Annotated in this window: 27 protein-coding genes; 16 read left to right on the top strand and 11 right to left on the bottom strand. The window is 39.6% G+C overall.

All coding sequences use genetic code 11. From position 1 onward, the window contains the following. Positions 1–2 precede the first annotated feature (2 nt). From urtC to urtE, 3 genes are read left to right on the top strand one after another with little or no spacing between them, the layout of a single operon-like run. Positions 3–1073 (top strand): urea ABC transporter permease subunit UrtC, encoded by a 1071-nt coding sequence (gene urtC, locus F927_RS16120; protein WP_005087231.1) that lies wholly within the window; start codon positions 3–5, stop codon positions 1071–1073. Next, positions 1074–1901, top strand: a complete 828-nt coding sequence (gene urtD, locus F927_RS16115) for an urea ABC transporter ATP-binding protein UrtD (RefSeq protein ID WP_004641608.1) — start codon at positions 1074–1076, stop codon at positions 1899–1901. Between the two features lie 10 nt (positions 1902–1911). Next, the gene (urtE, locus tag F927_RS16110) at positions 1912–2610 is read left to right on the top strand and encodes an urea ABC transporter ATP-binding subunit UrtE (RefSeq protein ID WP_004641606.1); all 699 of its coding nucleotides are present in this window, start codon (positions 1912–1914) and stop codon (positions 2608–2610) included. Positions 2611–2853: 243 nt separating this feature from the next. Here urtE and F927_RS16105 read toward each other — a convergent pair whose 3' ends face one another. The 3 genes from F927_RS16105 to F927_RS16095 all read right to left on the bottom strand — a co-directional run bounded on the left by F927_RS16105 (position 2854) and on the right by F927_RS16095 (position 5270). After that, positions 2854–3591, bottom strand: coding sequence for a hypothetical protein (locus tag F927_RS16105; RefSeq protein ID WP_005087230.1), 738 nt, complete (start codon positions 3589–3591; stop codon positions 2854–2856). 80 nt (positions 3592–3671) lie between these two features. Beyond that, entirely contained in the window at positions 3672–4220 is a 549-nt protein-coding gene (locus tag F927_RS16100) for a GNAT family N-acetyltransferase (protein ID WP_005087228.1), read from the bottom strand. A gap of 324 nt (positions 4221–4544) precedes the next feature. Continuing rightward, positions 4545–5270 carry an outer membrane protein OmpK gene (locus tag F927_RS16095; protein WP_005087226.1) on the bottom strand — a complete coding sequence of 242 codons (726 nt, stop codon included), beginning with the start codon at positions 5268–5270 and terminating at the stop codon, positions 4545–4547. Positions 5271–5638: 368 nt separating this feature from the next. Here F927_RS16095 and F927_RS16090 point away from each other — a divergent pair, with 368 nt between their 5' ends. From F927_RS16090 to F927_RS16070, 5 genes are all read left to right on the top strand, one after another. Then, the gene (locus tag F927_RS16090; protein ID WP_004641598.1) at positions 5639–5998 is read left to right on the top strand and encodes an HPF/RaiA family ribosome-associated protein; all 360 of its coding nucleotides are present in this window, start codon (positions 5639–5641) and stop codon (positions 5996–5998) included. Between the two features lie 139 nt (positions 5999–6137). Continuing rightward, on the top strand, positions 6138–6683 hold the full coding sequence (locus F927_RS16085; protein WP_005087224.1) for an ankyrin repeat domain-containing protein: 546 nt from the start codon (positions 6138–6140) through the stop codon (positions 6681–6683). Between the two features lie 30 nt (positions 6684–6713). Continuing rightward, the gene (locus F927_RS16080; protein ID WP_017394677.1) at positions 6714–7481 is read left to right on the top strand and encodes a transporter; all 768 of its coding nucleotides are present in this window, start codon (positions 6714–6716) and stop codon (positions 7479–7481) included. 77 nt (positions 7482–7558) lie between these two features. Further along, positions 7559–9412: a protein-disulfide reductase DsbD gene (dsbD, locus tag F927_RS16075; RefSeq protein ID WP_005087220.1), complete on the top strand. Its 1854-nt coding sequence runs from the start codon at positions 7559–7561 to the stop codon at positions 9410–9412. Positions 9413–9414: 2 nt separating this feature from the next. Beyond that, the gene (locus F927_RS16070; RefSeq protein WP_005087219.1) at positions 9415–10110 is read left to right on the top strand and encodes a glutathione S-transferase family protein; all 696 of its coding nucleotides are present in this window, start codon (positions 9415–9417) and stop codon (positions 10108–10110) included. Between the two features lie 221 nt (positions 10111–10331). Here the strand turns inward: F927_RS16070 and F927_RS16065 are convergent, their stop codons facing one another. From F927_RS16065 to F927_RS16055, 3 genes are all read right to left on the bottom strand, one after another. After that, the gene (locus F927_RS16065) at positions 10332–11264 is read right to left on the bottom strand and encodes an IS5-like element IS17 family transposase (RefSeq protein WP_020846310.1); all 933 of its coding nucleotides are present in this window, start codon (positions 11262–11264) and stop codon (positions 10332–10334) included. A 311-nt stretch (positions 11265–11575) separates the two neighbouring features. After that, on the bottom strand, positions 11576–12760 hold the full coding sequence (locus F927_RS16060; RefSeq protein WP_005087217.1) for a GGDEF domain-containing protein: 1185 nt from the start codon (positions 12758–12760) through the stop codon (positions 11576–11578). 282 nt (positions 12761–13042) lie between these two features. Next, a complete protein-coding gene (locus tag F927_RS16055; protein ID WP_005087216.1) occupies positions 13043–13954 on the bottom strand; it encodes an alpha/beta hydrolase in 912 nt (303 codons plus the stop codon). Between the two features lie 189 nt (positions 13955–14143). Here F927_RS16055 and F927_RS16050 point away from each other — a divergent pair, with 189 nt between their 5' ends. Beyond that, positions 14144–14581, top strand: coding sequence for a DUF2147 domain-containing protein (locus F927_RS16050; protein ID WP_005087215.1), 438 nt, complete (start codon positions 14144–14146; stop codon positions 14579–14581). Positions 14582–14644: 63 nt separating this feature from the next. Here the strand turns inward: F927_RS16050 and F927_RS16045 are convergent, their stop codons facing one another. After that, positions 14645–14995 carry an arsenate reductase gene (locus F927_RS16045; protein ID WP_017394562.1) on the bottom strand — a complete coding sequence of 117 codons (351 nt, stop codon included), beginning with the start codon at positions 14993–14995 and terminating at the stop codon, positions 14645–14647. A 439-nt stretch (positions 14996–15434) separates the two neighbouring features. Then, a complete protein-coding gene (locus F927_RS16040; protein WP_005087212.1) occupies positions 15435–16259 on the bottom strand; it encodes an exodeoxyribonuclease III in 825 nt (274 codons plus the stop codon). 41 nt (positions 16260–16300) lie between these two features. Here F927_RS16040 and pyrE point away from each other — a divergent pair, with 41 nt between their 5' ends. The 3 genes from pyrE to F927_RS16020 all read left to right on the top strand — a co-directional run bounded on the left by pyrE (position 16301) and on the right by F927_RS16020 (position 18621). After that, positions 16301–16951, top strand: coding sequence for an orotate phosphoribosyltransferase (gene pyrE, locus F927_RS16035; RefSeq protein ID WP_005087210.1), 651 nt, complete (start codon positions 16301–16303; stop codon positions 16949–16951). 156 nt (positions 16952–17107) lie between these two features. Continuing rightward, a complete protein-coding gene (locus tag F927_RS17430; RefSeq protein WP_005087208.1) occupies positions 17108–17392 on the top strand; it encodes a hypothetical protein in 285 nt (94 codons plus the stop codon). Positions 17393–17455: 63 nt separating this feature from the next. Continuing rightward, positions 17456–18621, top strand: a protein-coding gene (locus F927_RS16020) for an IS3 family transposase (protein WP_100223926.1) whose coding sequence is annotated in 2 segments (ribosomal slippage) — positions 17456–17714 and positions 17714–18621 — 1167 coding nt in all. Because the reading frame shifts where the segments join, the coding sequence is not laid out codon by codon here. 199 nt (positions 18622–18820) lie between these two features. Here F927_RS16020 and F927_RS16015 read toward each other — a convergent pair. Next, positions 18821–19540 (bottom strand): SDR family oxidoreductase, encoded by a 720-nt coding sequence (locus F927_RS16015; RefSeq protein ID WP_005087206.1) that lies wholly within the window; start codon positions 19538–19540, stop codon positions 18821–18823. A 324-nt stretch (positions 19541–19864) separates the two neighbouring features. Between F927_RS16015 and F927_RS16010 the strand changes: the two genes are divergently transcribed. Further along, entirely contained in the window at positions 19865–20407 is a 543-nt protein-coding gene (locus F927_RS16010) for a hypothetical protein (protein WP_005087204.1), read from the top strand. 15 nt (positions 20408–20422) lie between these two features. Here F927_RS16010 and F927_RS16005 read toward each other — a convergent pair whose 3' ends face one another. Both F927_RS16005 and F927_RS16000 read right to left on the bottom strand, forming a co-directional pair. Then, positions 20423–20611 carry a DUF3565 domain-containing protein gene (locus F927_RS16005; protein ID WP_005087203.1) on the bottom strand — a complete coding sequence of 63 codons (189 nt, stop codon included), beginning with the start codon at positions 20609–20611 and terminating at the stop codon, positions 20423–20425. Further along, positions 20612–21064 carry a MarR family winged helix-turn-helix transcriptional regulator gene (locus F927_RS16000; RefSeq protein WP_005087201.1) on the bottom strand — a complete coding sequence of 151 codons (453 nt, stop codon included), beginning with the start codon at positions 21062–21064 and terminating at the stop codon, positions 20612–20614. A 179-nt stretch (positions 21065–21243) separates the two neighbouring features. Here F927_RS16000 and F927_RS15995 point away from each other — a divergent pair, with 179 nt between their 5' ends. The 3 genes from F927_RS15995 (at position 21244) to murG (ending at position 24248) form a co-directional block, all read left to right on the top strand. Next, the gene (locus tag F927_RS15995; protein WP_005087200.1) at positions 21244–21726 is read left to right on the top strand and encodes a glutathione peroxidase; all 483 of its coding nucleotides are present in this window, start codon (positions 21244–21246) and stop codon (positions 21724–21726) included. A gap of 226 nt (positions 21727–21952) precedes the next feature. Next, positions 21953–22897: a glutathione synthase gene (gene gshB / locus F927_RS15990; protein ID WP_005087198.1), complete on the top strand. Its 945-nt coding sequence runs from the start codon at positions 21953–21955 to the stop codon at positions 22895–22897. 253 nt (positions 22898–23150) lie between these two features. Next, a complete protein-coding gene (gene murG, locus F927_RS15985; protein ID WP_017394484.1) occupies positions 23151–24248 on the top strand; it encodes an undecaprenyldiphospho-muramoylpentapeptide beta-N-acetylglucosaminyltransferase in 1098 nt (365 codons plus the stop codon). Positions 24249–24258 lie beyond the last annotated feature (10 nt).

Below are 24258 nucleotides of genomic sequence, written 5' to 3'. Positions count from 1 at the left end.
CAATGAAAATGACAACAATGTTTTCAGATCAGCCATACAGTGCGGTTGCAATCGGTCTGTGTTTCGGGGTGTTGCTACTTTTACCATGGCTGCACCTGCTTCCTCCGGATTCAGCATTTTACTTATCCGCGTATTGGGTCACCTTGATTGGCAAAATTATGTGCCTTGCTTTAGTGGCATTGGCATTGGATTTGGTGTGGGGCTATGCTGGTATTTTGAGTTTAGGGCATGGTTTGTACTTCGCACTGGGTGGTTATGCTTTTGGCATGTATCTGATGCGCCAATCCGCAGGCGATGGCTTACCCGATTTTATGCGGTTTCTCAGTTGGACTGAATTGCCGTGGTATTGGACAGGAACAGAACATATTCTCTGGGCAATAGCACTGGTGATTTTAGTCCCTGGCATTGTGGCCTTTATTTTTGGTTTCTTTGCATTTCGCTCGAAAATCAAAGGGGTGTATTTCTCGATTATCACGCAGGCAATGGTGTTTGCCGCAGCACTCTTGTTCTTCCGTAACGAAACAGGCTTTGGCGGAAACAATGGTTTCACAGGTTTTAAAACCTTATTGGGTTTTGATATTACCTCTGCACCGATGCGTGCCACCTTATGTTTTGTAACTGCTTTGGTATTGATGCTGTGCTTTATTGGATTACGTCAATTGATGAACCGTCCTTATGGTCGTGTACTTGGTGCAATCCGTGACAGTGAAAACCGTTTGCAATATTTAGGTTATCGTACGCTGTGGTACAAACTATCAGCATGGGTGCTTTCGGCTGTGATCGCAGGGATTGCAGGTGCGCTCTATGTACCGCAAGTTGGCATCATCAATCCGAGTGAAATGAATCCTGTCAACTCGATCGAAATGGCCGTGTGGGTTGCTGCGGGTGGGCGTGGTACCTTGATTGGCCCAATTTTAGGTGCAGGTCTGATCAATGCTGCTAAAACCTATTTCACGGTAGCTGCACCTGAAGCATGGCTGCTGATCTTGGGCGCATTATTTATTGTGGTGACTTTATTCCTTCCTAAAGGTGTCATTGGTTTGTTTGACCGCTTTAAAAAGGAGCGTAATTAAATGAGTGATTTACACAACAACTCAGCTCAACATGGTGGTCAACTGGGTGAGGGTTACGGACGCGCCAAAACACAAGGTGCAGACTTTAGTCATGGTATTGCCTTATATCTGGAAAAAGTCAGTGTTTGGTTTGATTCATTTCGTGCTCTAAATGATTTATCGCTGTATATCGCAGAGGGTGAGTTGCGTTGCATTATCGGGCCAAATGGTGCAGGTAAAACCACGTTGATGGATGTGATTACAGGCAAAACCCGTCCAACCACAGGCACAGCATTTTTCGGGCAAAACTATGATCTTGCCAAAATGAGCACCGAGCAAATTGCTGAAGTGGGCATTGGACGGAAATTTCAAAAACCCACTGTGTTTGAAAATTTCACCGTGATGGAAAACTTATTGCTGGCTGCGCCACGAGATAAGCGAGTGAAAAAAAGCTTGTTTAGCCGACTTGATCCAGAAGCGCAGTTGGCACTAGATGAAAGTTTGGAGCAAATTCGTTTAAAGGAATTTGTACAAAAGCCTGCAGGGTTATTGTCTCATGGTCAGAAGCAATGGTTAGAAATCGGTATGTTATTGATGCAGCGACCAAAACTGATTTTATTGGATGAACCTGTGGCGGGGATGACGGATGCAGAAACTGAACGAACAGCCGAACTATGTTTAGAACTTAAAAAGAATCACACCTTAGTTGTGGTTGAACATGATATGAGCTTTATTGACACCATCAGTGAGAAAGTTACGGTCTTAGCGCAAGGTGCAATCTTAGCAGAGGGCACATTGGCAGAGGTACAAGCCAATGAAGATGTGATTGAAAAGTATTTAGGACGCTAGGAGGACTGCCATGTTAGAAGTGAAACAAATTAACCAGTTTTATGGTGGCAGTCATATTCTGCGTGATGTGTCTTTATCTGCGCCTGTAGGAGAATGCAGTGTGGTTCTTGGGCGTAATGGCGTGGGTAAAACCACGTTATTAAAGTGTTTAATGGGGATTCTGCCGATTAAATCGGGACAAATTCTGTTAGATGGAAAAGATATTGCCAAGATGTCGCCTGAGCAACGAGTACGTGCGGGCTTGGCCTATGTGCCACAAGGGCGAGATATTTTTTCGACTTTGACGGTCGAGGAGAATATTTTAATTGGAATGGCGAAATTTTCGGGTGCCAAGACCCGTAAAGTGCCGAGTCATCTTTATGAAATTTTTCCTGTGTTGGATGAAATGAAACACCGCCGTGGTGGAGACCTATCTGGTGGTCAGCAGCAACAGCTTGCGATTGCTCGAGCATTGGCCTCAGAACCACGCGTATTGATTTTGGATGAGCCGACGGAAGGGATTCAGCCGTCGATTATTAAAGATATTGGTCGAGTGATTCGTAAATTGGCAGATCAAGGGGAGATGGCAATTGTGTTGGTTGAGCAGTTCTATGATTTCGCTGAAGAACTTGCTGATAATTATACCGTCATGGCACGTGGCCAGGTGATTGCGCAAGGACAAGGTACGGATATGCCTGAAAAGGGGATTCGGGAGTTGGTTGCGATTTAATATTCTTCAATTAAGGATTCTTTATCTGTTTTTTTAAGTCTCTACCTTGGTGATATATCTTACTTTTGAAAGATCAAAAGTAACAAAAATCTTTTGTTCGACTGACGGTACATCCTGAGCAATTCCAAAGCATGGCTTTGGAAGCAGCGCAAGGCAGTCGAACATGGCGACATCCATGTCGCCTGTCACGATAGTGAATGTTGGGTAAATACAATTTAGAAAACTAAATGGTTGGTACTAGATTTATTTGCGTTCAACCTTATAGAACGTCCCACCTGCATAAACATTGTGTCCAAAGCCACAGGTTGAAGCACCATTATTTTGCTTCACCTCGATCTTGGGTCCATGCTGTGGGTCATTCAAAAATTGCAGTTTGATTTGACAGTCTTCGTAACGATAATTGGCCTGTTTTGCAGTAATTGGCATCGTGGTTTCAAATGAACCTAGGTTTGGACCATAAATAAGTCCACGCAGTCCAAAATAGTAACCTTCAAAATCAATAAGATATCGATTTTGTTGTTTTTTAACCGTAATGTAATCCCATTGCCCAAAACCATTGGCGCGGACATAGTCTCCTTGTAGATCAGTCGATAATTGGGGTTTGGGTAATTGTTTTAAGTTGTATTGACTGGTTTTAGAATCTTTATCTCGTAAAAACCAGACTCTTGCCCATTGCGGTTTACCCAATTTGGCATAACTGAGTCCCACATTATTATTGGCGATTTCAACATCTCGGTCAGTAATCTTGATCCCACTTTCTTCTGCATTCAGTTGGCAGAAGTGTGCCCATGCGGCTTGATTCTCAAATTGCTTTGCTGCCTTAACGTATTGTTTTTGGTCATAGAACTTCTTTCCTGCCTGCGCATAATTTTTGACTTTGGCACAGCCTTGTTGTAATTCTTGTTGATAAGATGATTCGGCAAAACTTGTGGTAACTGCAAATGCGCTACTTATCGCAATATATAGTGATATTTTTCTCATCTTATTTATCTTTATAGACTCGGATAATTGTCATTCTAACCAGCCAAATCACAGGACAGCAGTGCTGTATTGTTAAATTTTTATGGCGTATTTAATTGTAGTTGCATCAGGACTAAATCACGCCATTGTCCAAATTTTTGTCCGATCTGAGGCATATAGCCAGTTTGAATGAATCCAAGTTGCTCGTGGAGCACGATTGAACCCCGATTTTCACTATCTATGGCAGCCACCATCATATGCATATGCTGTTGAGTCGCAAGATGAATCAGTTGTTGCATCAAGGCTCTACCAAGCCCTTGGCGTGCATAACTTGGGTCAATAAACACTGAATGTTCAACGCTATGCCGATAACCACTAATCGAGCGAAATGCTGAATAATAGGCATATCCTGCGATACGATCTAGTTGTTGATCCTCAACTACAATCATCGGAAATTGCTGCTGTTGTAAATCTTGGAAGCGTTGCTGATAGTCTGTCAGGGAAACGGCTTGATCATTCCAGTTGGCCGTGCCCGTGAGGATCTCATGATTATAGATAGCTAAAATCTGCTCAAGGTCATGAATTGTTGCCAAGCGAATCTTGTAATACTTATTGAATATGTGAGGCATAAATTGAGTAGAAATAGGCATAGGTTATAGGTTGAATTAGGTGGAAGATGAATTCGAATCAGTGAATTGATTTTATTTCACATTGTGTTACTGCCGCATAGATTATGATGAGGCGGATTGTTTGTGTATAGGGAATCTCTTACTTTTGAAAGATCAAAAGTAACAAAAATCTTCTGTTGAGTTGACGGTACATCCTGATACCGCAACTCAACAAGGCGACATCCATGTCGCCTGTCACGGTAGTAAATGACATCTTAAATTTAAATAAAAAGATTTGATTATTTTATTCTACATATCAAAAAAAACAGCAAGACTGAGCTTGCTGTTTTTAACGATTTGAACAATTTAGAAATGATATTTGATCAAAGCGCTAACGTTGTTTTCGTCGCTGCCTTTGATACCAAATTTATTGTTCCACACTGAATGCTCGACACCTAAATATAAGCGTGTTTCAGGCGAAATGTGTTTACCCACATTCCACTTGTACTGTGTAGTCCAGTTGAGTTCACTGGCGTGATCTTTTTCAGCCGTTGACCAGTCAAGGAAGCCATCGACTAAGAACTCTTCAGTTGAGAGTTTAAATGGCAATGCATAGACAAAAGTAAGCTGGTAGTCATCAGCTGTTTTCTCATTGTTAGCACGGTAGAAATTGATATTTGCATATTGGAAATATGGAAGATCAAGATCAAAGCCTACGCCATATAAGAAGTTATCAAAACTAGAGAAATCATCATTGTTGCTTTCCCATGTTGTTGAAATCAATACGTCTTTGACTGGACCGAAAGCTAATTTTTGACCAGAAATTTCACCTAGACTAAAACGCGGTGAAAGCTCGAAATAAGTGCTTTTATGGTCGTCACTCCCACGCATACGATCCATGAAGAAAAATACATCGGCATATTTTACTTTTGCTGCGTATTCAACCGTTAAAGTTGTTTGCTTTTCATCAACAACTTCATAGTTTTCGCCGTATAAACCAGTGAGGCTAAAATCTTGCCAGATCGGTTTTGCTTGAGTAAAAGCTGCTGTAGATACCAATAAACATGTTGCCGCAAGTTGTTTCAATTGCATTTAAAAAATCCCCCCTGAAAGGCGTGTAAAGCATACAAGGAATCAAGCAAAAATAAAGCCAAATTTGACCAAATGCTCAAAAGAATTGTAGTGCTGAAAATCAAAGGGAGTTGCATGTCATTTAACTATTTTTTGCTCAAGTTTTAATAAAAATGTCAAAAATCAGCTTGCATATTTTTCATTATGGACGGATATTGGAATCATAGAAGATCTTCTTTCATACTGAAAAGCAACACATGTAAAGCAAGGAGACGACAAGCATTTACATAAACAAAATATACAACTGCGTTGAATGAATGCATGCTCAAAAGCGTGCTCAATAAGATAATTTTGTAGAACCGTCTCACAGAAAAGAGAGGAAGATATTTATGAATATTGAAATCCGTACAGATAAAAACATTCAAGGTAGTGAACGTTTAATCAGTTATGTTCGTGAAGAGCTGACACAAGAATTCCAACGTTATAGCGAGCGTATTACACACTTTTCGGTTCATATTAGTGATGAAAATGGGGACAAAACGGGCGAACATGACAAACGTTGTATGATCGAAGCCCGTCCAGCAGGAATGAAGCCTGTTGCAGTAACACACAAAGCTGCAAATATTGATCATTCTATTCATGGTGCGATTGATAAATTAAAACGTAGTCTGGAACATCTCTATGAGAAAAAAGATCATCATCGAGGTGGTTTACCTGAATTTGTTGACGTAGATGATGAAGCATCTTAGTAACAACTTAGAAAAAGCCCAGAAGTTGGGCTTTTTTTTTGCCTGTATCAAATTTATACATGATTTTTAGATCGTTTTATAAAAACCTGTCGGGATATTCGGCATAATAGAACCATTAAATATATTGTGAGAATTGGTCATGTTAAGCAATCAGCAGCAGGCCTTGGTGCAAGCCATACAACAACTCGATTTAGACCAAGTGCGATTTTTACTGGCTGAGGGACTCGACCCAAATTTTATCGATCCTGAACAAGGACCACCCGTTTCGGTGATATGTGATGGATTATTTACATGGTGGGAAACCATCTGTGAAGCATATGAAGCTAATCAACCACTGACTGAAACTGAAAAACAACAACAACTTCAAGTCTACTTAGATATTTTAGATGCGCTGATTCAAGCCAAAGCGAATTTACATCTTTGGGATGCGGAAGAGTTTTATGGACCATTGTGGGATGCCGCAAGTTCAGCATGTGCACCAGTGGTCAAGCGTTTACTAGATGAAAAAGTTGACCCAAATACGCGTGATGAAGAGGGTCTTACGATTTTATCCTCGATTAGTCAGCTTTTCTTTGATTGTGATTTTGATGAAATTGACTGGTCACAGGCGTTGGCAGAGGAACGTACAACACTTGAACTGTTACGGGAACATGGTGCAAAAATGTCAAAAGAGCTAGCAACTTGAGTTTAGCCGATTGAATAAAAGGGGATAATGATGAAACAACGTCAAACATTAAGCTTGATCGCGCTATCAATGCTAGCAAGTTCAGCCTTTGCGAATGAATTTTCTTTTGATCGTCCTGGCGCTGGCATAGGTACAGGCATTACACCAGTTGGTCAACTAGCTTGGGAACAAGGTCTGCCAACCGCAAGTTATCAGCAACAAACAATTGATGGGGTAAAGGAAAAAACTTTAACCTTAAATGGCGATATGTTGTTACGTACAGGTTTAGCGAAAGGGTTAGAGCTTCAGTTGGGTTGGCAAGGTCCTGTTTGGCAGCAACACAAGCGTGCGGGTGCAACTAAAGAAAACAATGGTTTAGGTGATGTCAGCATCGGTTTGAAAAAAGCGATTAATTTAAAAGATGACCGTCTGAGCATGGCATTGTTAGCTGAAGCGATTCTTGCGACAGGAAATGACGAATTTACTGCCCATGATGATATCTATAGCCTCACTTCGGCGGTGGCTTATGAGTTTAGTGACCTCATTGGTACCTCGATTACCATGCGTTACGAAGCGCAAAACAGCAATTGGGCTGTGACTGCAATTCCAACCATTGATTATAAAATTGCTGGAAAATTGTCTGGATATTCAGAGTTTATTTATCGTAAAGCAGAAAGCCAAGATTATGAATATGGGCTGGGTGCAGGTCTGATTTATGCAGTGAACAATCGTATGCAGCTCGATGCCAGTGTGGGTGTCGATTTAGAAGGCAATGCGCGAAGCTATAACGGTGGTTTAGGCGTTTCCGTTTTATTTTAATCCATGTCACTTCTCAATCTCCCGTGAATCCCTGCATTTCTCATCGGGAGTATTGGGTTGATAAAAGAGAAATCTGAATGAAAATCTATGCTCAGGGTGGCTACAGTAGCGAACTGGTGCGTTACTTTCTTGGTAGTTTACTGTTGTTATGTGGGAGTTTTACCCACGCCCAAGAGAATCTTTCCGCGCAACTGTTAAATCCTGAGGATGCATTTGTATTTTCCGTAGAATCATCTCGTGCAGATCAAGCTCGATTACATTGGGAAATTCAACCAAATTATTATTTATATCAGCATAAGTTTGAGGTGAAGCAAGGCAATCAGCCTGTTGCTTTAAACTTACCTAAGGCGAAGGACCAATATGATGAAAATTATGGTCATAGCCAAGTGTACTATGATGAGCTTGCATTTGAGATTCCTACACAAGCATCTCAACACTATCAAGTGACATGGCAGGGATGTGCCAAAGATCGTATTTGTTATCCGCCACAAACAATCGCATTTGATACGGATGCCAATGGTCTTGTAAATACACAAAACCTCAGTCCAAACGCACAAAAGCGCTTTCTTGATGTCGCTCGCTCTGCCAATGCAATCAATACGCAACGCCCCGATCTGGCAGATATTTCTGATCAAGAGCAAGCATCTGCAATAAGTTCATCCAATGAGGCAGGGCAAATGGCACAAGACCAAAAATGGTCGAGTCGTTTAGCACAGCATTCATTGTTGTATAGCATTCTTTTATTTTTAGGCTTAGGTATTTTACTGGCCTTTACACCTTGCTCACTCCCCATGCTACCGATTTTGACGTCACTTATTGTGCGTGAAAATAAAGGGGTCAAAGCTTGGGCAATAGCGCTGACTTTTGTAGTCAGTATGGCAATGATCTATGCTCTACTGGGGCTTATTGCTTCCGCTGCTGGGTTGAATTTCCAACGTTGGTTACAACAACCTGCCACCTTGATCGCATTTAGTCTGTTATTTGTGGTGTTTGCTTTAAACCTGTTTGGTTTATTTGAATTGAAAATGCCACAGAAATGGGTAAATCGACTGGATCATCTGCAAGCCTCACAAAAAGGTGGGACGCTGGTCGGTGCGAGTGTCATGGGCATGATTTCGGCGTTATTGGTTGGCCCTTGCATGACAGCTCCTCTTGCCGGTGTGTTGCTATTTATTTCGCAAACACAGAACCAATGGCAAGGTGCATTATTGCTATTTACCTTGGGCTTTGGGATGGGGATACCACTGTTATTGGCTACAGTTTTAGGTGCACGAGTGTTGCCAAAAGCAGGGGAGTGGATGCATCAAATTAAGGTAATTTTTGCCTTTTTAATGTTGGCTTTGAGTCTTTATTTTATTCGTCCATTATTACCTGAGTTGGCATTACAAATTCTCAGTCTAATCCTTGGTTTAGCATTTATTATTTATGCCGCCTCTCGTTTGTTGGCACAGAACAGTAAACTGAAATGGCTTTATATTGTCTTATTGATGATCACGACACCTTGGCTTGTATTCAATCAATATCAACATATTCAAAATTTAAATTCAGTTCAGGCAGACAAACTAGCTGAATGGCATGTCGCCAAAACAGCAGATGAGTTTCAACATATTCTTGCCAATGCACCGAAAGATCGTGGGATTGTTATTGATGTATATGCTGATTGGTGTGTGGCATGTCAACCTATTGAACATCGTATTTTAAAAGATGCAGAAGTGCAGCAAGCTTTAGCGCCGTATTATTTAATTAAGTTGGATTTGAGTCAGTATGATGATTCTCATCAAGCTTTGTTAAAGCAATGGGATATTTTAGGTCCACCCACTTATTTATTCTTAAACGCGCAACAACAAGAACTCCGTTCATTACGTTTAACTGGCGCATTTAAAAAAACGGAGTTACTCCAACAACTGGCTTTATTTGAGGGGAAATCATAACGATGTATACGCTCTTTATTGGTAATAAAAATTACTCAACATGGTCAATGCGCCCTTGGATTTTATTAAAACAAGCAGGCATTGATTTTCATGAGCATTTAATTCAATTTGATAGCTTTGAACCAGACAGCCAGTTTAAGACAGAAATCTTAAAGCTCAATCCAACAGGAAAAGTACCTACTCTAGTCGATGCAGATATTACGGTTTGGGATAGTTTAGCTATTTGTGAATATGTAGCTGAACAGCAGCCTGAGAAAAAACTGTTGCCGCAAGATCAGAAATTACGTGCTAGAGCGCGTTGCATTAGCGCTGAAATGCATAGCAGTTTTCAAAACTTACGTAATCTTTGCCCGATGAATATTGAAGCTGATCTGACCCATATTGGTGAGCAATTGTGGGCTGAGCATGAGCAGTTGCGCGCTGAAGTTGCACGAATTGATCAGATCTGGTCAGAGCGTCCAAGTGAAGACAGCTTTTTATGTGGTGAGTTTAGTATCGCTGATGCATTTTATGCACCTGTAGTCATGCGCTTTGTGTGTTTCAAGCTGCCTGTCTCTGCATCAAGCCAAGCTTACATGCAAAAAATCTTGGCCTTGCCATCGGTTCGACAGTGGATTGCTGACGCGAAGCAAGAACAAATGTTTGTTCCTTTTGATGAGCCGTACCGTCAAAATCGTGAAATGTATTTAAATAAGTAGACAAAATTTCAACAAATTATTCTCCTACGTTATTTTTAGACACGTAATATTATGACTTGAAATAAAGTCATAATAGGAGAATACACTCAGTGTTTTTAAAAGCCTATAAAGAAATTTGGCGTGTTTCCAATAAATTTTATAAGAATGAGAGAAAACATTTAGTTTTACTGGTTTTGTTGCACAAAGATTTGAAATGCAAAGCGCCCCTAATTGAGCCAAATTTAAGGCGTAACTTGGGTAAGTGGTCGACCTAATTCCGTAAACCTGTTGAGGACTGCTACACGTGCATGAATTTCATTCACCTGACTAGGAAAGCTTCTTGCCATTAATTTATCGCCTAATAATTTAATGCAATGCATCTTGGTTTCCACCAAACTTCGTCGATGATAGCCTGACCATTTTTTCCATAGTCTCCTGCCTAAACGTTTAACTGTTCGAAGTAATTCATTTCGTTCTAGCGAGCTGATCTTTGTATCTTTCCATGGTTTCGCATTTTTTCTAGGTGGAATCACCGCATGCGCTTGCCGATCTGCAATGACCTGACGGCATTGCTTGGTGTCATAAGCTCCATCGGTATAAACAGAGTCAATCTGCTCATCTTGTGGAATCTGATCGAGTAAATCACCAAGCACTTGTGAATCACTGACATTATTTGTAGTGAGTTGAATAGCGCGTATTTGAAGGGTTTCAGCATCTATACCAATATGTAGTTTACGCCATTGGCGACGATATTCAGGTCCATGTTTCTTGCGTTTCCATTCGCCCTCACCTAGAAACTTCATGCCTGTAGAGTCTATGAGTAGATGCAGCCCATCGCTACTTTTTTGGTAGCTGATTGCAATATCAATATGCTTTTGTCTTCTACAAAGCGTACTGTAATCTGGTGCGGTCCAATTTAATCCACAAAGTTTAATCAGACTTTGCACAAAGCCAGTGACCATACGTAAAGATAGACGGAATAAGGATTTAATCATTAAGCAGCATTGGATAGCTGCGTCGGAGTAGGTTTGATTTCGCCCTTGTTTGCCTTTTGATGGAGCATACCATTGCGTAGCAGGATCAAACCAAATGGCAATATTTCCGCGACTCATGAGTGCTCGGTTATATGCGGGCCAATTGGTTGTGCGGTAGATTTTGTGTGTAGGCTTCTTCATTTGAAAATTATATCGCTGAAAAAGCTTTTACAGATAGGTTTGTGCAACAAAGCCACGTTTAAATATATTACGTGCAGTTCTGAAAAAGCCCAAGGTCTTAATTTTGGATGAACCAACCTCAGCATTAGATTTGAATACCAGCATTAAAATATTGAGCTATTTAAAGGAGAAAATAGAGACGTTAATCGTGATTACACACTCCCAAGAATGTATTGATCTTGCTGATGAGATTATTAATGTTGAGCAGCTATTTAGATATGAATCATCATAATCTTGATTGGTTTTAATCTTTTAATTATTAATATGAGTAATCACAGTGCTAAATCTCCAAAAATCTGAATATTATTTCTTCCTGATGCTTTCACGGCATAAAGTGCTTGATCGGCCTGACTGACAACTAAGTGTGGTTCATTCGCATTGAGCGAGCTACTGATCCCAAAACTCGCACTAACAGAAAATTGTTGTTGATCCTCAGCAATAAAACACATGTCAGCAATTGCTAATCGACAACGTTCAGCAACATTCTTGGCTTGGATTGCTGTGGTATTGGGTAATAATAAAATGAACTCCTCTCCACCAAAGCGACCAATCAGATCCTGATCACGGACATTGTTTGAAAGGCACTTTGCCACATGCACCAAAACTTGATCGCCCATGCTATGACCAAATTCATCATTAATATTTTTGAAATGATCTAGATCAAGTAGCACCACCGAATAAAATGAATTTGGCTGTTTATTTAGTTTCTCCAAATGGTTACTAATACTACGTCGATTCATAACATTGGTAAGAGGATCAAGGCGACTAAGTGCTTGAATGGCAGTTTCGCGAGTACGCCATTGGGTCAGTAAGATCTCAAATAAGAATAAACAAGCGATTAAAATAGGCAGCAGGAAAAACAACATGCTCCCCACCCAAAATGGGTGCATCTCGGCTTGATTTAAAATCTTTGGATTAAACAATGGTGCGTACTGGAGCACACCATATAAACTTAAAATATTGCAGAATAACAGCGCAATTGTTGCAGGAATAAGTGCACAGTAAATCATTTTACGATTAAATAGGACTAAGCCAACAGCGACGACACTGACATAAACCACCATCGTGGCAGGGCTAAAGCTTCCAATTAAATAGCTGGTATGACACAGCAGTGCTGTAAACAATTGGACGGTTAAGATAGGAATAACTTCTGACGCCCAAGCCCGATCTTTAAAAAGATAACAGGGAACAATCAGGCCCAAAAAAACAAAAAACATAATCAAATTGGTCCAAAGTTTAGACCAAATCAACGGTAAATTGACCCATTGCCATGTCACTGGATTGAGTAAGACCAGTACATCCCAAACGATCCCGAAAAGGGTCATAAAGGCAGCAAGGATCAGTAGCAGAATCGACTTCTTTAACATGTTCCAGTTGATCAGTGGTTCATGTTCCCAAAGCTGTGAGAAACTCCATTTCTCTCGATTCGCTGTCCTCTTAAAATGAATCTTCGTCATTGGCATGCATCCTTTTATGCAATGAGATTCCTTAGAAACTTTATAAATGTAAATTTGACATCAAAATGTTGATCAAATGCGTATATAACTAACAATAGCATCTTTGGAATGCGAAGAAAGTCTGCTTCTAAGCTTTGAGTGCAAATCAGAACGGGAAAAATTTTTAGAAAAATAGAGTATGATCTAAATAATCGATTAATTTTATTTTATGATGACAAAAATGAATTAAGTATGACAATGGTCAGCCATAGCTGACCATTTTTCACACAAAACCCAAAGGACTCAGTCACGATCAATCCGTTGTGCAAAAGTTGCAATATCTGCCAATGCTTGTTTTGCTTCTGGAAACCAAGCGTTGAACATTTGAAAATTATGCCACATGCCCGTATAGAGTTTGAAAATCACTTTAACATCGGCTTGCTCTGCTTTTTCGCGGAAACGCTTGGAATCATCCAATAAGATCTCTTTAGATCCGACTTGAACCAATGTTGGTGGTAAGCCCGTTAAATCATCAAATAAAGGAGAGACACGAGGATCATCAGCTTGAATATCTGCAGTCAGATAATGATTAATTCCCGCTTGTAAGGCTTCTATCGACAGTAATGCATCGTGTTTTTGATTAAAGCGTAGCGATTCACTGGTGAGGGTTAAATCCAAATAAGGAGACATTAAAATCAAGCCACTTGGCATCAGCTCAGGTTGTTGCTTTAAACGTAAGCACAGCGCGAGTGCAAGATTCGCCCCACAAGAATCACCTGAAATAATAATATCTTTGGGTTTAATCCCTTGAACCAGTAACGCTTGGTAAACATCAAAAATTGCATCAATCGCTTCAGGAAAAGGATGTTCTGGTGCTAATGGATAATCAATATGGATGACTTGCATTTGGGTACTGTCAGCGATATCGGTCATCAATGCCCGATGTGTATTGAGGCTACCTAAGAAAAATGCGCCGCCATGTATATGGAAAATTAACTGTGTTGCTGTTGCTTTGGTTTTGATTTCCTCACCACGTACGCCAGCCAAACGTAGAGGACGGATTCGCGCGTTTGGGTTTTGTGGAAATAAGCGACACAGTTGGTCTAATAGCGGACGTAAAGCATTCGGTGCTAAATTGAATTGACTTGGTGTCCGGATGGTCGCTTTGAGTAGGGATTCAGTAAAATAATATTTCCAAACAGTACCAAATTTCATAATTTTTCCATATTGTTAGAGCAGTATACAACTAAGAGAGTACTTGATTTTAAGACCTATACAATGGCGTTCTGTACGGTGTTTTGCACCTGATCAGGTTGTACCTAATAGTCACAATCAAGAATTGCAATATTGATGGAAGTTTTCAATACTCTTAGTCTTAAAAGACCCATTAAGGATATTACAAAAATGAAGAAAATTGCTTTAGCACTAGGATTGTTTAGTTTGACAGCATTTGCCAATGCAGCGGATGCATTACACGGTAGCGTGTGGCAAACGATTGACGATGAAACCAAGCAACCCAAAGCGATCGTCAAGTTTACTGAACAAAAGGACGGTTCATTATCTGCATCGATTCAGAAGTATTTAGTTCCAGGTCAGGAAAGTGTTTGTACGAAATGTGAAGGTCCATTTCATAACAAATCATTGAATGGCGTAACGATTGTACGCAACCTTAAAAATGTAGGTGGCGTAAATTATGATGGTGGTTCTATTGTAGATCCAAAAAATGGTAAAACTTATAAGCTTAAAGCAGAGCTTACCGATGGTGGTCAAAAGCTGAAATTACGCGGTTATATCGGCGTTGCAGCACTTGGTCGTAACCAAACTTGGGTGCGTTCTAACTAAGTTGATTAGTTGAATAAAAAAACTGAGTTCGCCTAATGTGAACTCGGTTTTTTAATGTCTATTCTAAGCCGATAGGTTTTGATACGTTGTTTCATCAAAGCCAATGATAAAACCTTGCGGGGTTTGTAATACAGGACGTTTAATCAAGCTTGGCTGTGCAATTAAAGTCTTAATCAGGTTTTGCTCGCTACTGCTTGCATGCGCTTGTTCATCTGCTGTTAATTTACGCCATGTTGTACCTTTTTTATTAAGGACTTTATCTGCACCGATTTCCTTTAACCAAATCTCGATGGTTTCAGCATCAATACCTTGTTTTTTATAATCATGAAATTGGTAATCAATTCCCTTGGCTTGTAGTGCATCAAAAGCTTTTTTCATCGAATTACAATTTTTAATACCGTAAATTTTAAACATATTCAAACCATCAAAAACAGTGAATCATCTTCCTCACAGCCTAACTGAAAAGCGATGTGATTTGCCAGCCGAATTTTTTTATTAAGTTGATCGATGTAGGGTATTAATAAGTGTCAATCAAGTAGGTGATAAGTAAATTGGTTCTTTGTGCTAAATGCGAAGGGAAAAATCAATAAAATTGTATATTCAGAAAAGAGAAAACCCGCATTTAATCATCCTGATCATGCGGGTCTCATTTCAACGTCCAATGTCTCATCCTTGCAAATAAACTTAAACTAAGTTTATTTTATCTTCCTACGGCGTCCTATCCCTTTGTGGTCATCCTGACCGCTTCCCTGTGCCGTGGTGCTATAATGCCGTCACAGTTGTTAAATAAAAATACACAAAAAGCGACATGATATGTAAGCTAAAGAAGCGATCAAAGTGAACAACTGTTCACTTATTCGTGTATTTTGTAGTCGATAATCACAGGGGCATGGTCACTAAACCATTGTTCTTTATAAACCCATGCATTTGCAGTACGCGCTTTCCAATCTGGAGAGCATGCATGGTAGTCGATACGCCAACCCACATTTTTTGCACGCGCTTGACCACGATTTGACCACCATGAGTACAGCTCTGCTTCAGGTCGTACTTCACGGAAGGTATCAACATAACCCAATTCATCATAAATATGATCGAGCCATGCACGTTCATGCGGTAACACGCCTGATGACTTCTGGTTACCTGACCAGTTTTTAATATCAATACGCTTGTGTACGATATTGTAGTCACCACACACGATGATTGATTTATTCTCGTCACGCCATTGTTTTAGTATCTTTGCGTATTTTTCGAGAAATACATCTTTACGTGCTTGGGCTTCATCACCACTTGATCCTGAAGGTAAGTATAGAGAAGCAATATGAACAGGATGTGACAGCCCTAAATCAAATTCAGCGGTAATAAAACGACCTTGAGAGTCTGCCAGTTCAAAACCTAAACCATTGGTGACTGAAACAAATGGTAGACGACTATAGATGGCTGTACCTGCATAACCAGCACGTTCAGCAGGGAATAGGTGTGTGTACCAACCTTCTGGTTTAAATTTATCAGTCCATTGTTCATGAGTGATACGGCTTTCTTGCATACAGACCACATCCGCATCGGACTGCTCTAACCATTCCAAGAGCCCTTTGGTTACGGATGCGCGCAGTCCATTCACGTTAATTGAAACGACTCGAAGAATTTTTACATCACTTGGATAGCTATCCTTTGGTATCATACGTCTGTTTAACCTCAATTGAAGAATTTGGAGCACCTTATATGACAACGCCTGTGTCATTTCATCCGCAAGCTTTTATCGAACTCGCATTATCACGTGGTGTGCTTAAATTTGGTGAGTTTACCTTAAAATCAGGTCGTGTCAGTCCTTATTTCTTTAACGCAGGTTTGCTCAATGATGGTGAAGCATTGTCTTTGTTAGCCCAAGGCTATGCGGATAAATTGGTCCAGTGTGACAATGTTGAAGTGATTTTTGGTCCAGCGTACAAAGGTATTCCTTTTGTTGCAGCAGCAGCAGTGGCGTTGTCTCAAGTGCATGGTAAGAGTGTGCCTTGGGGCTTTAATCGTAAAGAAGCCAAAGATCATGGCGAAGGCGGTGTGTTGGTTGGTGCATCAGTTGCAGGTCAAAAAGTCTGGATCATTGATGATGTGATCACTGCAGGGACTGCGATTCGTGAAGTTGTGAGCATCTTAAAAAATGCAGGTGCAACGATTGCAGGGGTGTTGGTTGCATTAGACCGTCAAGAACGTGGTCAAGGTGAGCTTTCTGCGATTCAGGAAGTGCAGAAAGAACTTGAAATCCCAGTGCATGCTTTAATCACAATGAAAGATTTGATGGATTACTTGGATGCAAAAGGCGAGAAAGAAGCATTGGCAAATATGCAGGCTTATCGTGAAAAATATGGCATCTAAGTTTTAGGTGTAAGAGAAAAGGAAGCGAAGGCTTCCTTTTTTGTTCGTTTATTTACACTAATTCTAGAAAAAATAGATTATTTAAAATATATTTTGCGATAAAAAGTATTTTTGATACAAATTGTTGTTTATAATTGGAAAAAACTGAGAATTATCATGCCTTTTGTATCACTTCTATTTTGGACATTACCTTATTATTTATTTTTTAATTTGGTATTTCTTATCCCATCGGGAATTATAATTTTTATTTTCCAAATATTTTTAGTTCTATTTATGGGTGATACCCAATTAGTGACTAATATTTGTTTAAGCTTGTTTTTTTTAGTTTTTATGCTGGAGTTATGGCTTATTTATAGAGCTGCTTACATAAAGTCTTTTGAAAATAGAGGTTTTTTTGAGGCTGCTAAAGATTCATTTAATGAGTTCAGACTCGGCATATGATGTGTGCTTAAAAAACAGGAGGGTTTAACTTGGTAAACTATACATACTCATTAGGAGTTTACCATGAGCAAGAAACAGAAGACTTACACCGCAGAATTTAAAGCTGAAGCCATAAAAGCCATTGAAGAGAACCAAGGTAATGTATCGGAATCCGCTAGACAACTTGGCATTTCAATGCAAACCCTTTCGAACTGGAATAACAAAGCAAAGGCTGGAACTTTAGCAGGCACAAAACAGTATTCGCCCGATCTAAACGCCTTACTCGAAGAAAATAAGAAGCTTAAACAACAGCTCAAAACAGCTGAAATGGAACGTGAATTTTTAAAAAAGGCAGCAGCGTACTTTGCCAAAGAAAGTCAGTGAGGTACGCCTATATGAAATCGCAAAGCCACTTATTTCCGATTATTTTAATGGCTCGATTACTTCGTGTATCCGTTTCTCGCTTTTATGATTGGCTAAAGCGAGGCATGAGTAAAAGATCAATTCAGCGAAATCAGCAGACAATTTTGGTCAAAATAGCCCATGAAGAAACCAAACAAAGCTATGGCTATGTTCGATTAACCAAGCATTTACAAGCGCAAAGTATCAAAATAAGTATGTATGCTGTGCGCCAAATAAAAAAATCAAATCAGTTGTATTGTAAGCGCCATAAGCGTTTCAAAAGAACCACGGACAGTGATCACAACCGTTCTATTTATGACAATTTACTCAAGCAACAGTTTTCAATGACGAAGCCTAATCTTGCGTGGTCGAGTGACATTACCTACATTTGGACGGCTGAGGGCTGGTTGTACTTGGCAGCTGTCAAAGATCTTTACACGAAACAGGTTGTTGGCTATAGCTTAAATGAGCGCATGACAGCCAAGCTTGTTTGTGATGCATTGAATATGGCTATTCGCAATCAGAAACCTGCTAAAGATCTCATTGTACATTCAGACAGAGGCAGCCAATATTGCAGTAATGAATATCGAAACTTACTTGAGAAATTTGATTTTCAGGGTTCAATGAGCAAAAAAGGCGACTGCTTCGATAATGCACCGATAGAGAGTTTCTGGGGCATACTCAAAAATGAACTAGTCCATCATCGCAACTACAAAACAAGGGAAGAAGCCAAAGCGGATATTACAAAATATATAGAGTTATTTTATAATCAGCGAAGAATTCAAAAAGGCTTGGATTTTAAGACACCAAATCAAATGGCAGAAGACTTTTATCGGTTAGCTGCCTAGAATCTCCCAAGTGAAAGTCTCCTGCTAATTCAGCACACATCAATAAGACTGTTTTTAAAATTTTAACTATCAATGTTAAACACAATTATCTAAATACTTACGTTGAGCGATATCATTGCTCAACGTAAACTTCCAAAGTCTAGTGGAAAAAGCTAGAGAAAGGAGAGTTATTCAACTCAGTATTAAAAAATCTATAAAACTAAACATTCTGATCTAACATCGCAGGCATCAAAATTTCTTTAACACAGCTTGCTTTACTGGTTGAAATAATAAAATTAATCGCATGAATAACATCTGCTAATGGGATTAGTGAATATTTCGTTTCTTCTAAAATTTCTTCAACAGGTTTTTCAATCTCATATTCACTGGCAAGATAGCCTAAGTTCAGTACACTCACCCCAATTAAGTGCTCACGTAAGATTTCTCTGAGGGATTGTGCAATACCTCTTAATGCAAATTTGGTGGCGGAGAAAACAAGTTCTTTGCCGTTATGATTTTCAACACCCCAAGTTGAACCGATCAGTATGATTTTGGCATTGTCAGAGCGCTTTAGATTTTCAATTAAAGATTGAATGGATTGGATACAGGTGGTGATATTGGTATTAATGATTTGATTGATTTCAGTAGCAGAAACATCTTCAAAATTATAGTTGTCGCTAAAAGCTCGTTGTTCCCAAATGCCCACGTTATAAATCAGCACATCAACTTTTTGCTGTCCAATTGCTGTTTTTACGTCACTTACAGCTTGTTCAGGTTTGGAGAGATCAGTACAGATCCAGTTTAAGTTAGGAGTTTCTCGTGGTTGGGTGCGAGATACGCCATAGATGGTATCTGTTGGTTTTGGTACAGTTTGAACAATCGCTTTGCCTAGGCCTTTACTAACACCATATATGAGAAATGTTTTATTTGAGTCGCTCATTACTCTTTCCAAGTGTTTAGGATTAAAAGGCAACTATAAAAGCTCAACTTAGCTTGAGGTCAAGAATTAAGTTTAGTTATTAGGAAAAATATGTGAGAGTTTCGTATTTAGTTTAACAAATCGATTATTGGAAATCATGATTGAAAACTAAGCGTGGAACGTGAAAAATCACAAAAATCCGTTCAAGTGTGCTGAATCCTAGAGTGGATTGAGGTAAGGTATTGATGCAAAAGTGGAAATCTCAAGAATTTCGCATAAGGCGTATTATGTTAATTTTAGATTCACTTAATTTAAAAAAACTAATCATTTATAGGGTATGAGCAATTGATCCCAAATTTAAGCGCAGAAATTATTCCTCATAAATCTATTGCTGATATTACATTAGGACTAGATTTTGAACACTTTACGGCTAATTCAAAATATCAGATTATTAATGATTATTCTGAATTAGAAAGTATGTATTCCAAAAGAGATAAGTGGCTAGTTCTACATCGAAATGAAGTTCTGCCTTGGGGTGATCCTATCAATGAAATATATTGTTTTTGGAATGAGATTATCACTCTAACATTCAATTTCAATACCAAAAAGCTAGAATTCATTTATGCTGGTCCAGGATATCAAGGAAAATTATTGGGTCTACTAGGCATAGGAGATCGGTTAGATTCTGTCAAAGATCAATATAATTTCTATTTTGAAGGTGATAAACATTATCTTGAATATAAAACAGATAGTGATAAAGCAGGAGAACTTGTTCCAGTTGAAATAGAAACAAATTATAGAACTGCATATTCAGAAGAATATAATGATCAAATTATTGAAGGCTTCTTGGTTTATTTACTTCCAGAAGAACGAGGGCATTTAACATAATGACTCTTATGCGAATTACTCGTCCTCACACTTCTTACACTCCAACAACACTCCAATTTTTTCTAAACGCCCTTGCTCTGTTAACACCCAAGGGCGATTCTGCCACGGTGGATCGTGGCGGACATGCTGCGTGTGACCACAGGCGAGATCAGCAACCCAATGATTCTCATCATCGAGGTGAAATCCAACAATGGCTTGTTGCATTTATTCACTCAAACTTTCAAGTTTAGAATTTTCCAAACCCTTTAAAAAACGATGGCATAAATTATGAATCGCCACTAAATCATTTGGATCAACACCCAAAGAGCAGGCGAGTTTAAATGGAATTAAGGTAATTTCATCTTTTGCAGCCAGTGCTTTTTCAAGCAAGATCACCTTTTTCATACGTTCATCTTCTTTCACCGCAACACGCTTTAAAAACTGTTTTTCTTCGAGTTTTTTAATAATTGGCGTCAGCGTTCCCGAATCAAAAAAGGTCTTTTGTCCAATTTCAGACAACGTCACATTGTCTTTTTCATACAAAGCCAACAATACAATAAATTGCGGGTAGGTCAGATCATATTCCTGAAGTAGTGGACGATATTGACGAATCATCGCATTGGTCGCGGAATACATCGCAAAACACACTTGATTATCCAAGTAAGAAATTTCGGTCATGCTTCGCTCCTCAACATCGTTTTTGCTAGGTGACAGTATAGTTTGGAAATGAATAAAAGTATATTGTGCATAATTAACTTGCACACAATATAATTGTGTGCAATATTAATATCCGCGGCTGAACAAATGCAAACAGCGATTAGGTAAATAAGATCGATTGAATCAAAGAGAGGTGTGGTATGACCACAATTTATGATTTTCAGGCAGAATTGTTAGAAGGCGAGCAAAAGAACCTTGCAGACTATCAAGGCAAAGTTTTATTGGTGGTTAACACTGCAAGTCAGTGTGGCTTAACCCCACAATTTGAGGGACTTGAAAAGCTATATCAAGATTATCAACAGCAAGGTTTAGTGATTTTGGGCTTCCCCTGTAACCAATTTGCTAACCAAGACCCATCAAGTAATGAAGAGATTGGCAGTTTTTGTCAGCGTAACTATGGCGTGTCATTTCCCATGTTTGCCAAAATTGATGTAAATGGTACAAATGCCCATCCACTATATAAATATTTGACTTCAGAAGCCAAAGGCATTTTAGGGAGTGAAAGCATCAAATGGAATTTCACCAAATTTTTGATTAACCAAAACGGTAAAGTGATCAAGCGTTATTCTCCAACCACCAAGCCCGAAAAAATTGGCAAAGATATTCAGAAACTTTTGGCTTAATTTGAATCTGAAATCGAATGTTGCACGAATTACTGGGGATGGATTCATTTGCCAGTAATTTTTTTTATTTATAATGAAAGATAAAAATCTTCTTTAAAATAAACCTGATGTAGTCATCTGAATCAATTGGAATTTTTTCGAGTTAAGAATTACACAACTTGTTGCACGATCAGCTGCAAACTTCGATATACTTTTTGCCAAGATTTAAAAATACGAGCGTCAGATTATGCGTGTACTTGTCGTGATGGACCCAATAGAAACCGTGAATCTCAAGAAAGATTCCACGATGGCAATGTTATGGGCGGCTAGTCGTCGCGGACATGAGCTGGGTTATGCATTACAACACGATTTATATATCGACCAAGGTAAAGCGTTTGGTTTGATTGCACCGCTTAAAGTCTTTGAAGATTATAACCATTATTATGAGTTGGGTGAGCAGCGCAAAGAGTCATTGGCTGACTATGATGTGGTATTGATGCGTAAAGACCCACCGTTTGACATGAATTTTGTCTATACCACTTATATCTTGGAACAAGCTGAACGTGAAGGCGTGTGGATTATTAACAAACCACAATCGCTGCGGGATTGTAATGAAAAGCTGTTTGCGACCCAATTTCCAGAGTTACAAGTGCCAACGCTAGTGACGTCACAGCAAAGCTTAATTCGCGAGTTTATTACTGAGCATGGTGATGTGATTGTAAAGCCACTTGATGGTATGGGAGGAACTGGGATTTTCCGTTTATACCAAGATGGTGTGAATATCGGTTCGACTTTAGAAATGTTGACTGAATTGGGTACACGCCCAATCATGGCACAACGCTATATTCCAGAAATTGTAGAAGGGGATAAGCGGATCTTGATGGTCAATGGTGAACCGATTCCCTATTGCTTAGCGCGAATTCCGCAAAATGGTGAAGTGCGTGGTAATTTAGCGGCAGGTGGTTTGGGGCAGGCGCGACCACTCACTGAAAATGATAAATTGATTGCGGCAAAAGTCGGTCCTTTCTTGCGTGAAAAAGGTTTGGTTTTTGTCGGTTTAGATGTGATTGGTAATTATGTCACTGAAATTAATGTGACCAGCCCAACCTGTATTCGTGAGATTGATGCGCAATATGGTACTTCGATTGCGGATGATCTTTTTTCTGTGCTCGAAGCGGGTCGTACACACTAAAAAAATGAGGGGCTGAAATGTTAACAGCCCCTATATTTTTGACCGAATTGCCCATGTGAATTTTTACCGAACTTGGTACTAAATAGGCAATTCAATGTAGACATCATCGTGTTTTTAGCAAACAATTGAAAAAAGCCGAGCTTTCTGTTGTAAACAAGTGAAATTCGCTTTTCGTGAATGAAGCTTTAGGATTAAAATAACGCCCGAAAACAATAGACGATAACCTTCTTTTTTTGAGTTGAAGAATTAGACCGTGACCAATTCACCACACAACAAACCTAAACATGTCTTGATGATGGCTGCAGGTACTGGCGGACATGTTTTTCCTGCACTTGCTGTTGCCAAACAACTTCAACAAGAAGGCTGTCAAGTCTCGTGGTTAGCAACGCCTGCGGGAATGGAAAATCGGTTGCTCAAAGATCAAAATATTCCAATTTATCAAATTGATATTCAAGGTGTACGTGGTAATGGTTTACTGCGTAAGCTCAGCGCACCGTTTAAAATTTTAAAAGCAACATTCAGCGCGATGCGCTACATGAAGCAGCTCAATATTGATGCGGTTGCTGGTTTTGGTGGTTATGTTGCAGGTCCAGGGGGATTAGCTGCTCGTATTTTGGGTATTCCTATTTTAATCCATGAACAAAATGCGATTGCAGGTTTTACCAATACCCAATTGGCACGTATTGCCACAACCGTGTGTCAGGCTTTTCCAAATACTTTCCCGACCAGTGATAAAGTGGTGACTACGGGAAATCCTGTCCGCGCTGAGATCACTGCAATATTAAATCCTTCATGGCGCTACCAAACCCGTGAACAAGAACAACAAGCACTGAATATTTTGATTGTTGGGGGATCGTTGGGAGCACAAGCGCTGAATGAGCGATTGCCTGAAGCCTTAAAAAAGGTCGATGTAGCATTGAATGTGTTCCATCAATGTGGTCAAAACCAACAAGAAGCAACGCGTGTACGTTATCAGGATGCACCTGAAGGTCTAAATGTTACGGTTGAGCCATTTATTCATGATATGGCTAAAGCGTATAGTGAGGCGGATTTGATTATTTGTCGTGCAGGAGCCTTAACAGTCACAGAGGTGGCGACTGCAGGACTTGCAGCAGTTTTTGTTCCTTTACCAATCGCGGTCGATGATCACCAAACAGCAAATGCAAAATTTTTAGCAAATGTGGGGGCTGCCAAGATTTGCCAGCAAGCGGAGATGACACCAGCGGCTTTGGATGAGTTGTTTGGGCATCTACTTAACCGCCAGCTACTTTCTGAAATGGCAATCAAAGCACGTCAACAGGCGCAACCAAATGCAACGCAGCATGTGGTTGATCTGATTCAAAAATTGTAATTCGAGTTTA

Origin of the sequence: Acinetobacter haemolyticus CIP 64.3 = MTCC 9819, assembly GCF_000369065.1 — a bacterium.
Classification (GTDB): Bacteria; Pseudomonadota; Gammaproteobacteria; order Pseudomonadales; family Moraxellaceae; genus Acinetobacter; species Acinetobacter haemolyticus.
Note: the sequence above shows the minus strand (reverse complement) of the source record. Positions and strands in the feature narration are given on the sequence as shown.

Excerpts from the sequence above, each read along its gene's own strand:
- F927_RS17430 (WP_005087208.1), top strand. The coding sequence starts at position 17,108 with ATGCCTTTTGTATCACTTCTATTTTGGACATTACCTTATTATTTATTT.
- F927_RS16095 (WP_005087226.1), bottom strand. The coding sequence starts at position 5,270 with ATGCAATTGAAACAACTTGCGGCAACATGTTTATTGGTATCTACAGCA.
- F927_RS15995 (WP_005087200.1), top strand. The coding sequence starts at position 21,244 with ATGACCACAATTTATGATTTTCAGGCAGAATTGTTAGAAGGCGAGCAA.
- F927_RS16085 (WP_005087224.1), top strand. The coding sequence starts at position 6,138 with ATGTTAAGCAATCAGCAGCAGGCCTTGGTGCAAGCCATACAACAACTC.
- urtD (WP_004641608.1), top strand. The coding sequence starts at position 1,074 with ATGAGTGATTTACACAACAACTCAGCTCAACATGGTGGTCAACTGGGT.
- F927_RS16090 (WP_004641598.1), top strand. The coding sequence starts at position 5,639 with ATGAATATTGAAATCCGTACAGATAAAAACATTCAAGGTAGTGAACGT.
- F927_RS16070 (WP_005087219.1), top strand. The coding sequence starts at position 9,415 with ATGTATACGCTCTTTATTGGTAATAAAAATTACTCAACATGGTCAATG.
- F927_RS16050 (WP_005087215.1), top strand. The coding sequence starts at position 14,144 with ATGAAGAAAATTGCTTTAGCACTAGGATTGTTTAGTTTGACAGCATTT.
- F927_RS16045 (WP_017394562.1), bottom strand. The coding sequence starts at position 14,995 with ATGTTTAAAATTTACGGTATTAAAAATTGTAATTCGATGAAAAAAGCT.
- dsbD (WP_005087220.1), top strand. The coding sequence starts at position 7,559 with ATGAAAATCTATGCTCAGGGTGGCTACAGTAGCGAACTGGTGCGTTAC.
- F927_RS16065 (WP_020846310.1), bottom strand. The coding sequence starts at position 11,264 with ATGAAGAAGCCTACACACAAAATCTACCGCACAACCAATTGGCCCGCA.
- F927_RS16080 (WP_017394677.1), top strand. The coding sequence starts at position 6,714 with ATGAAACAACGTCAAACATTAAGCTTGATCGCGCTATCAATGCTAGCA.
- urtC (WP_005087231.1), top strand. The coding sequence starts at position 3 with ATGAAAATGACAACAATGTTTTCAGATCAGCCATACAGTGCGGTTGCA.
- F927_RS16005 (WP_005087203.1), bottom strand. The coding sequence starts at position 20,611 with ATGCAACAAGCCATTGTTGGATTTCACCTCGATGATGAGAATCATTGG.
- F927_RS16060 (WP_005087217.1), bottom strand. The coding sequence starts at position 12,760 with ATGACGAAGATTCATTTTAAGAGGACAGCGAATCGAGAGAAATGGAGT.
- pyrE (WP_005087210.1), top strand. The coding sequence starts at position 16,301 with ATGACAACGCCTGTGTCATTTCATCCGCAAGCTTTTATCGAACTCGCA.
- F927_RS16055 (WP_005087216.1), bottom strand. The coding sequence starts at position 13,954 with ATGAAATTTGGTACTGTTTGGAAATATTATTTTACTGAATCCCTACTC.
- urtE (WP_004641606.1), top strand. The coding sequence starts at position 1,912 with ATGTTAGAAGTGAAACAAATTAACCAGTTTTATGGTGGCAGTCATATT.
- F927_RS16040 (WP_005087212.1), bottom strand. The coding sequence starts at position 16,259 with ATGATACCAAAGGATAGCTATCCAAGTGATGTAAAAATTCTTCGAGTC.
- gshB (WP_005087198.1), top strand. The coding sequence starts at position 21,953 with ATGCGTGTACTTGTCGTGATGGACCCAATAGAAACCGTGAATCTCAAG.
- F927_RS16100 (WP_005087228.1), bottom strand. The coding sequence starts at position 4,220 with ATGCCTATTTCTACTCAATTTATGCCTCACATATTCAATAAGTATTAC.
- F927_RS16000 (WP_005087201.1), bottom strand. The coding sequence starts at position 21,064 with ATGACCGAAATTTCTTACTTGGATAATCAAGTGTGTTTTGCGATGTAT.
- F927_RS16105 (WP_005087230.1), bottom strand. The coding sequence starts at position 3,591 with ATGAGAAAAATATCACTATATATTGCGATAAGTAGCGCATTTGCAGTT.
- F927_RS16015 (WP_005087206.1), bottom strand. The coding sequence starts at position 19,540 with ATGAGCGACTCAAATAAAACATTTCTCATATATGGTGTTAGTAAAGGC.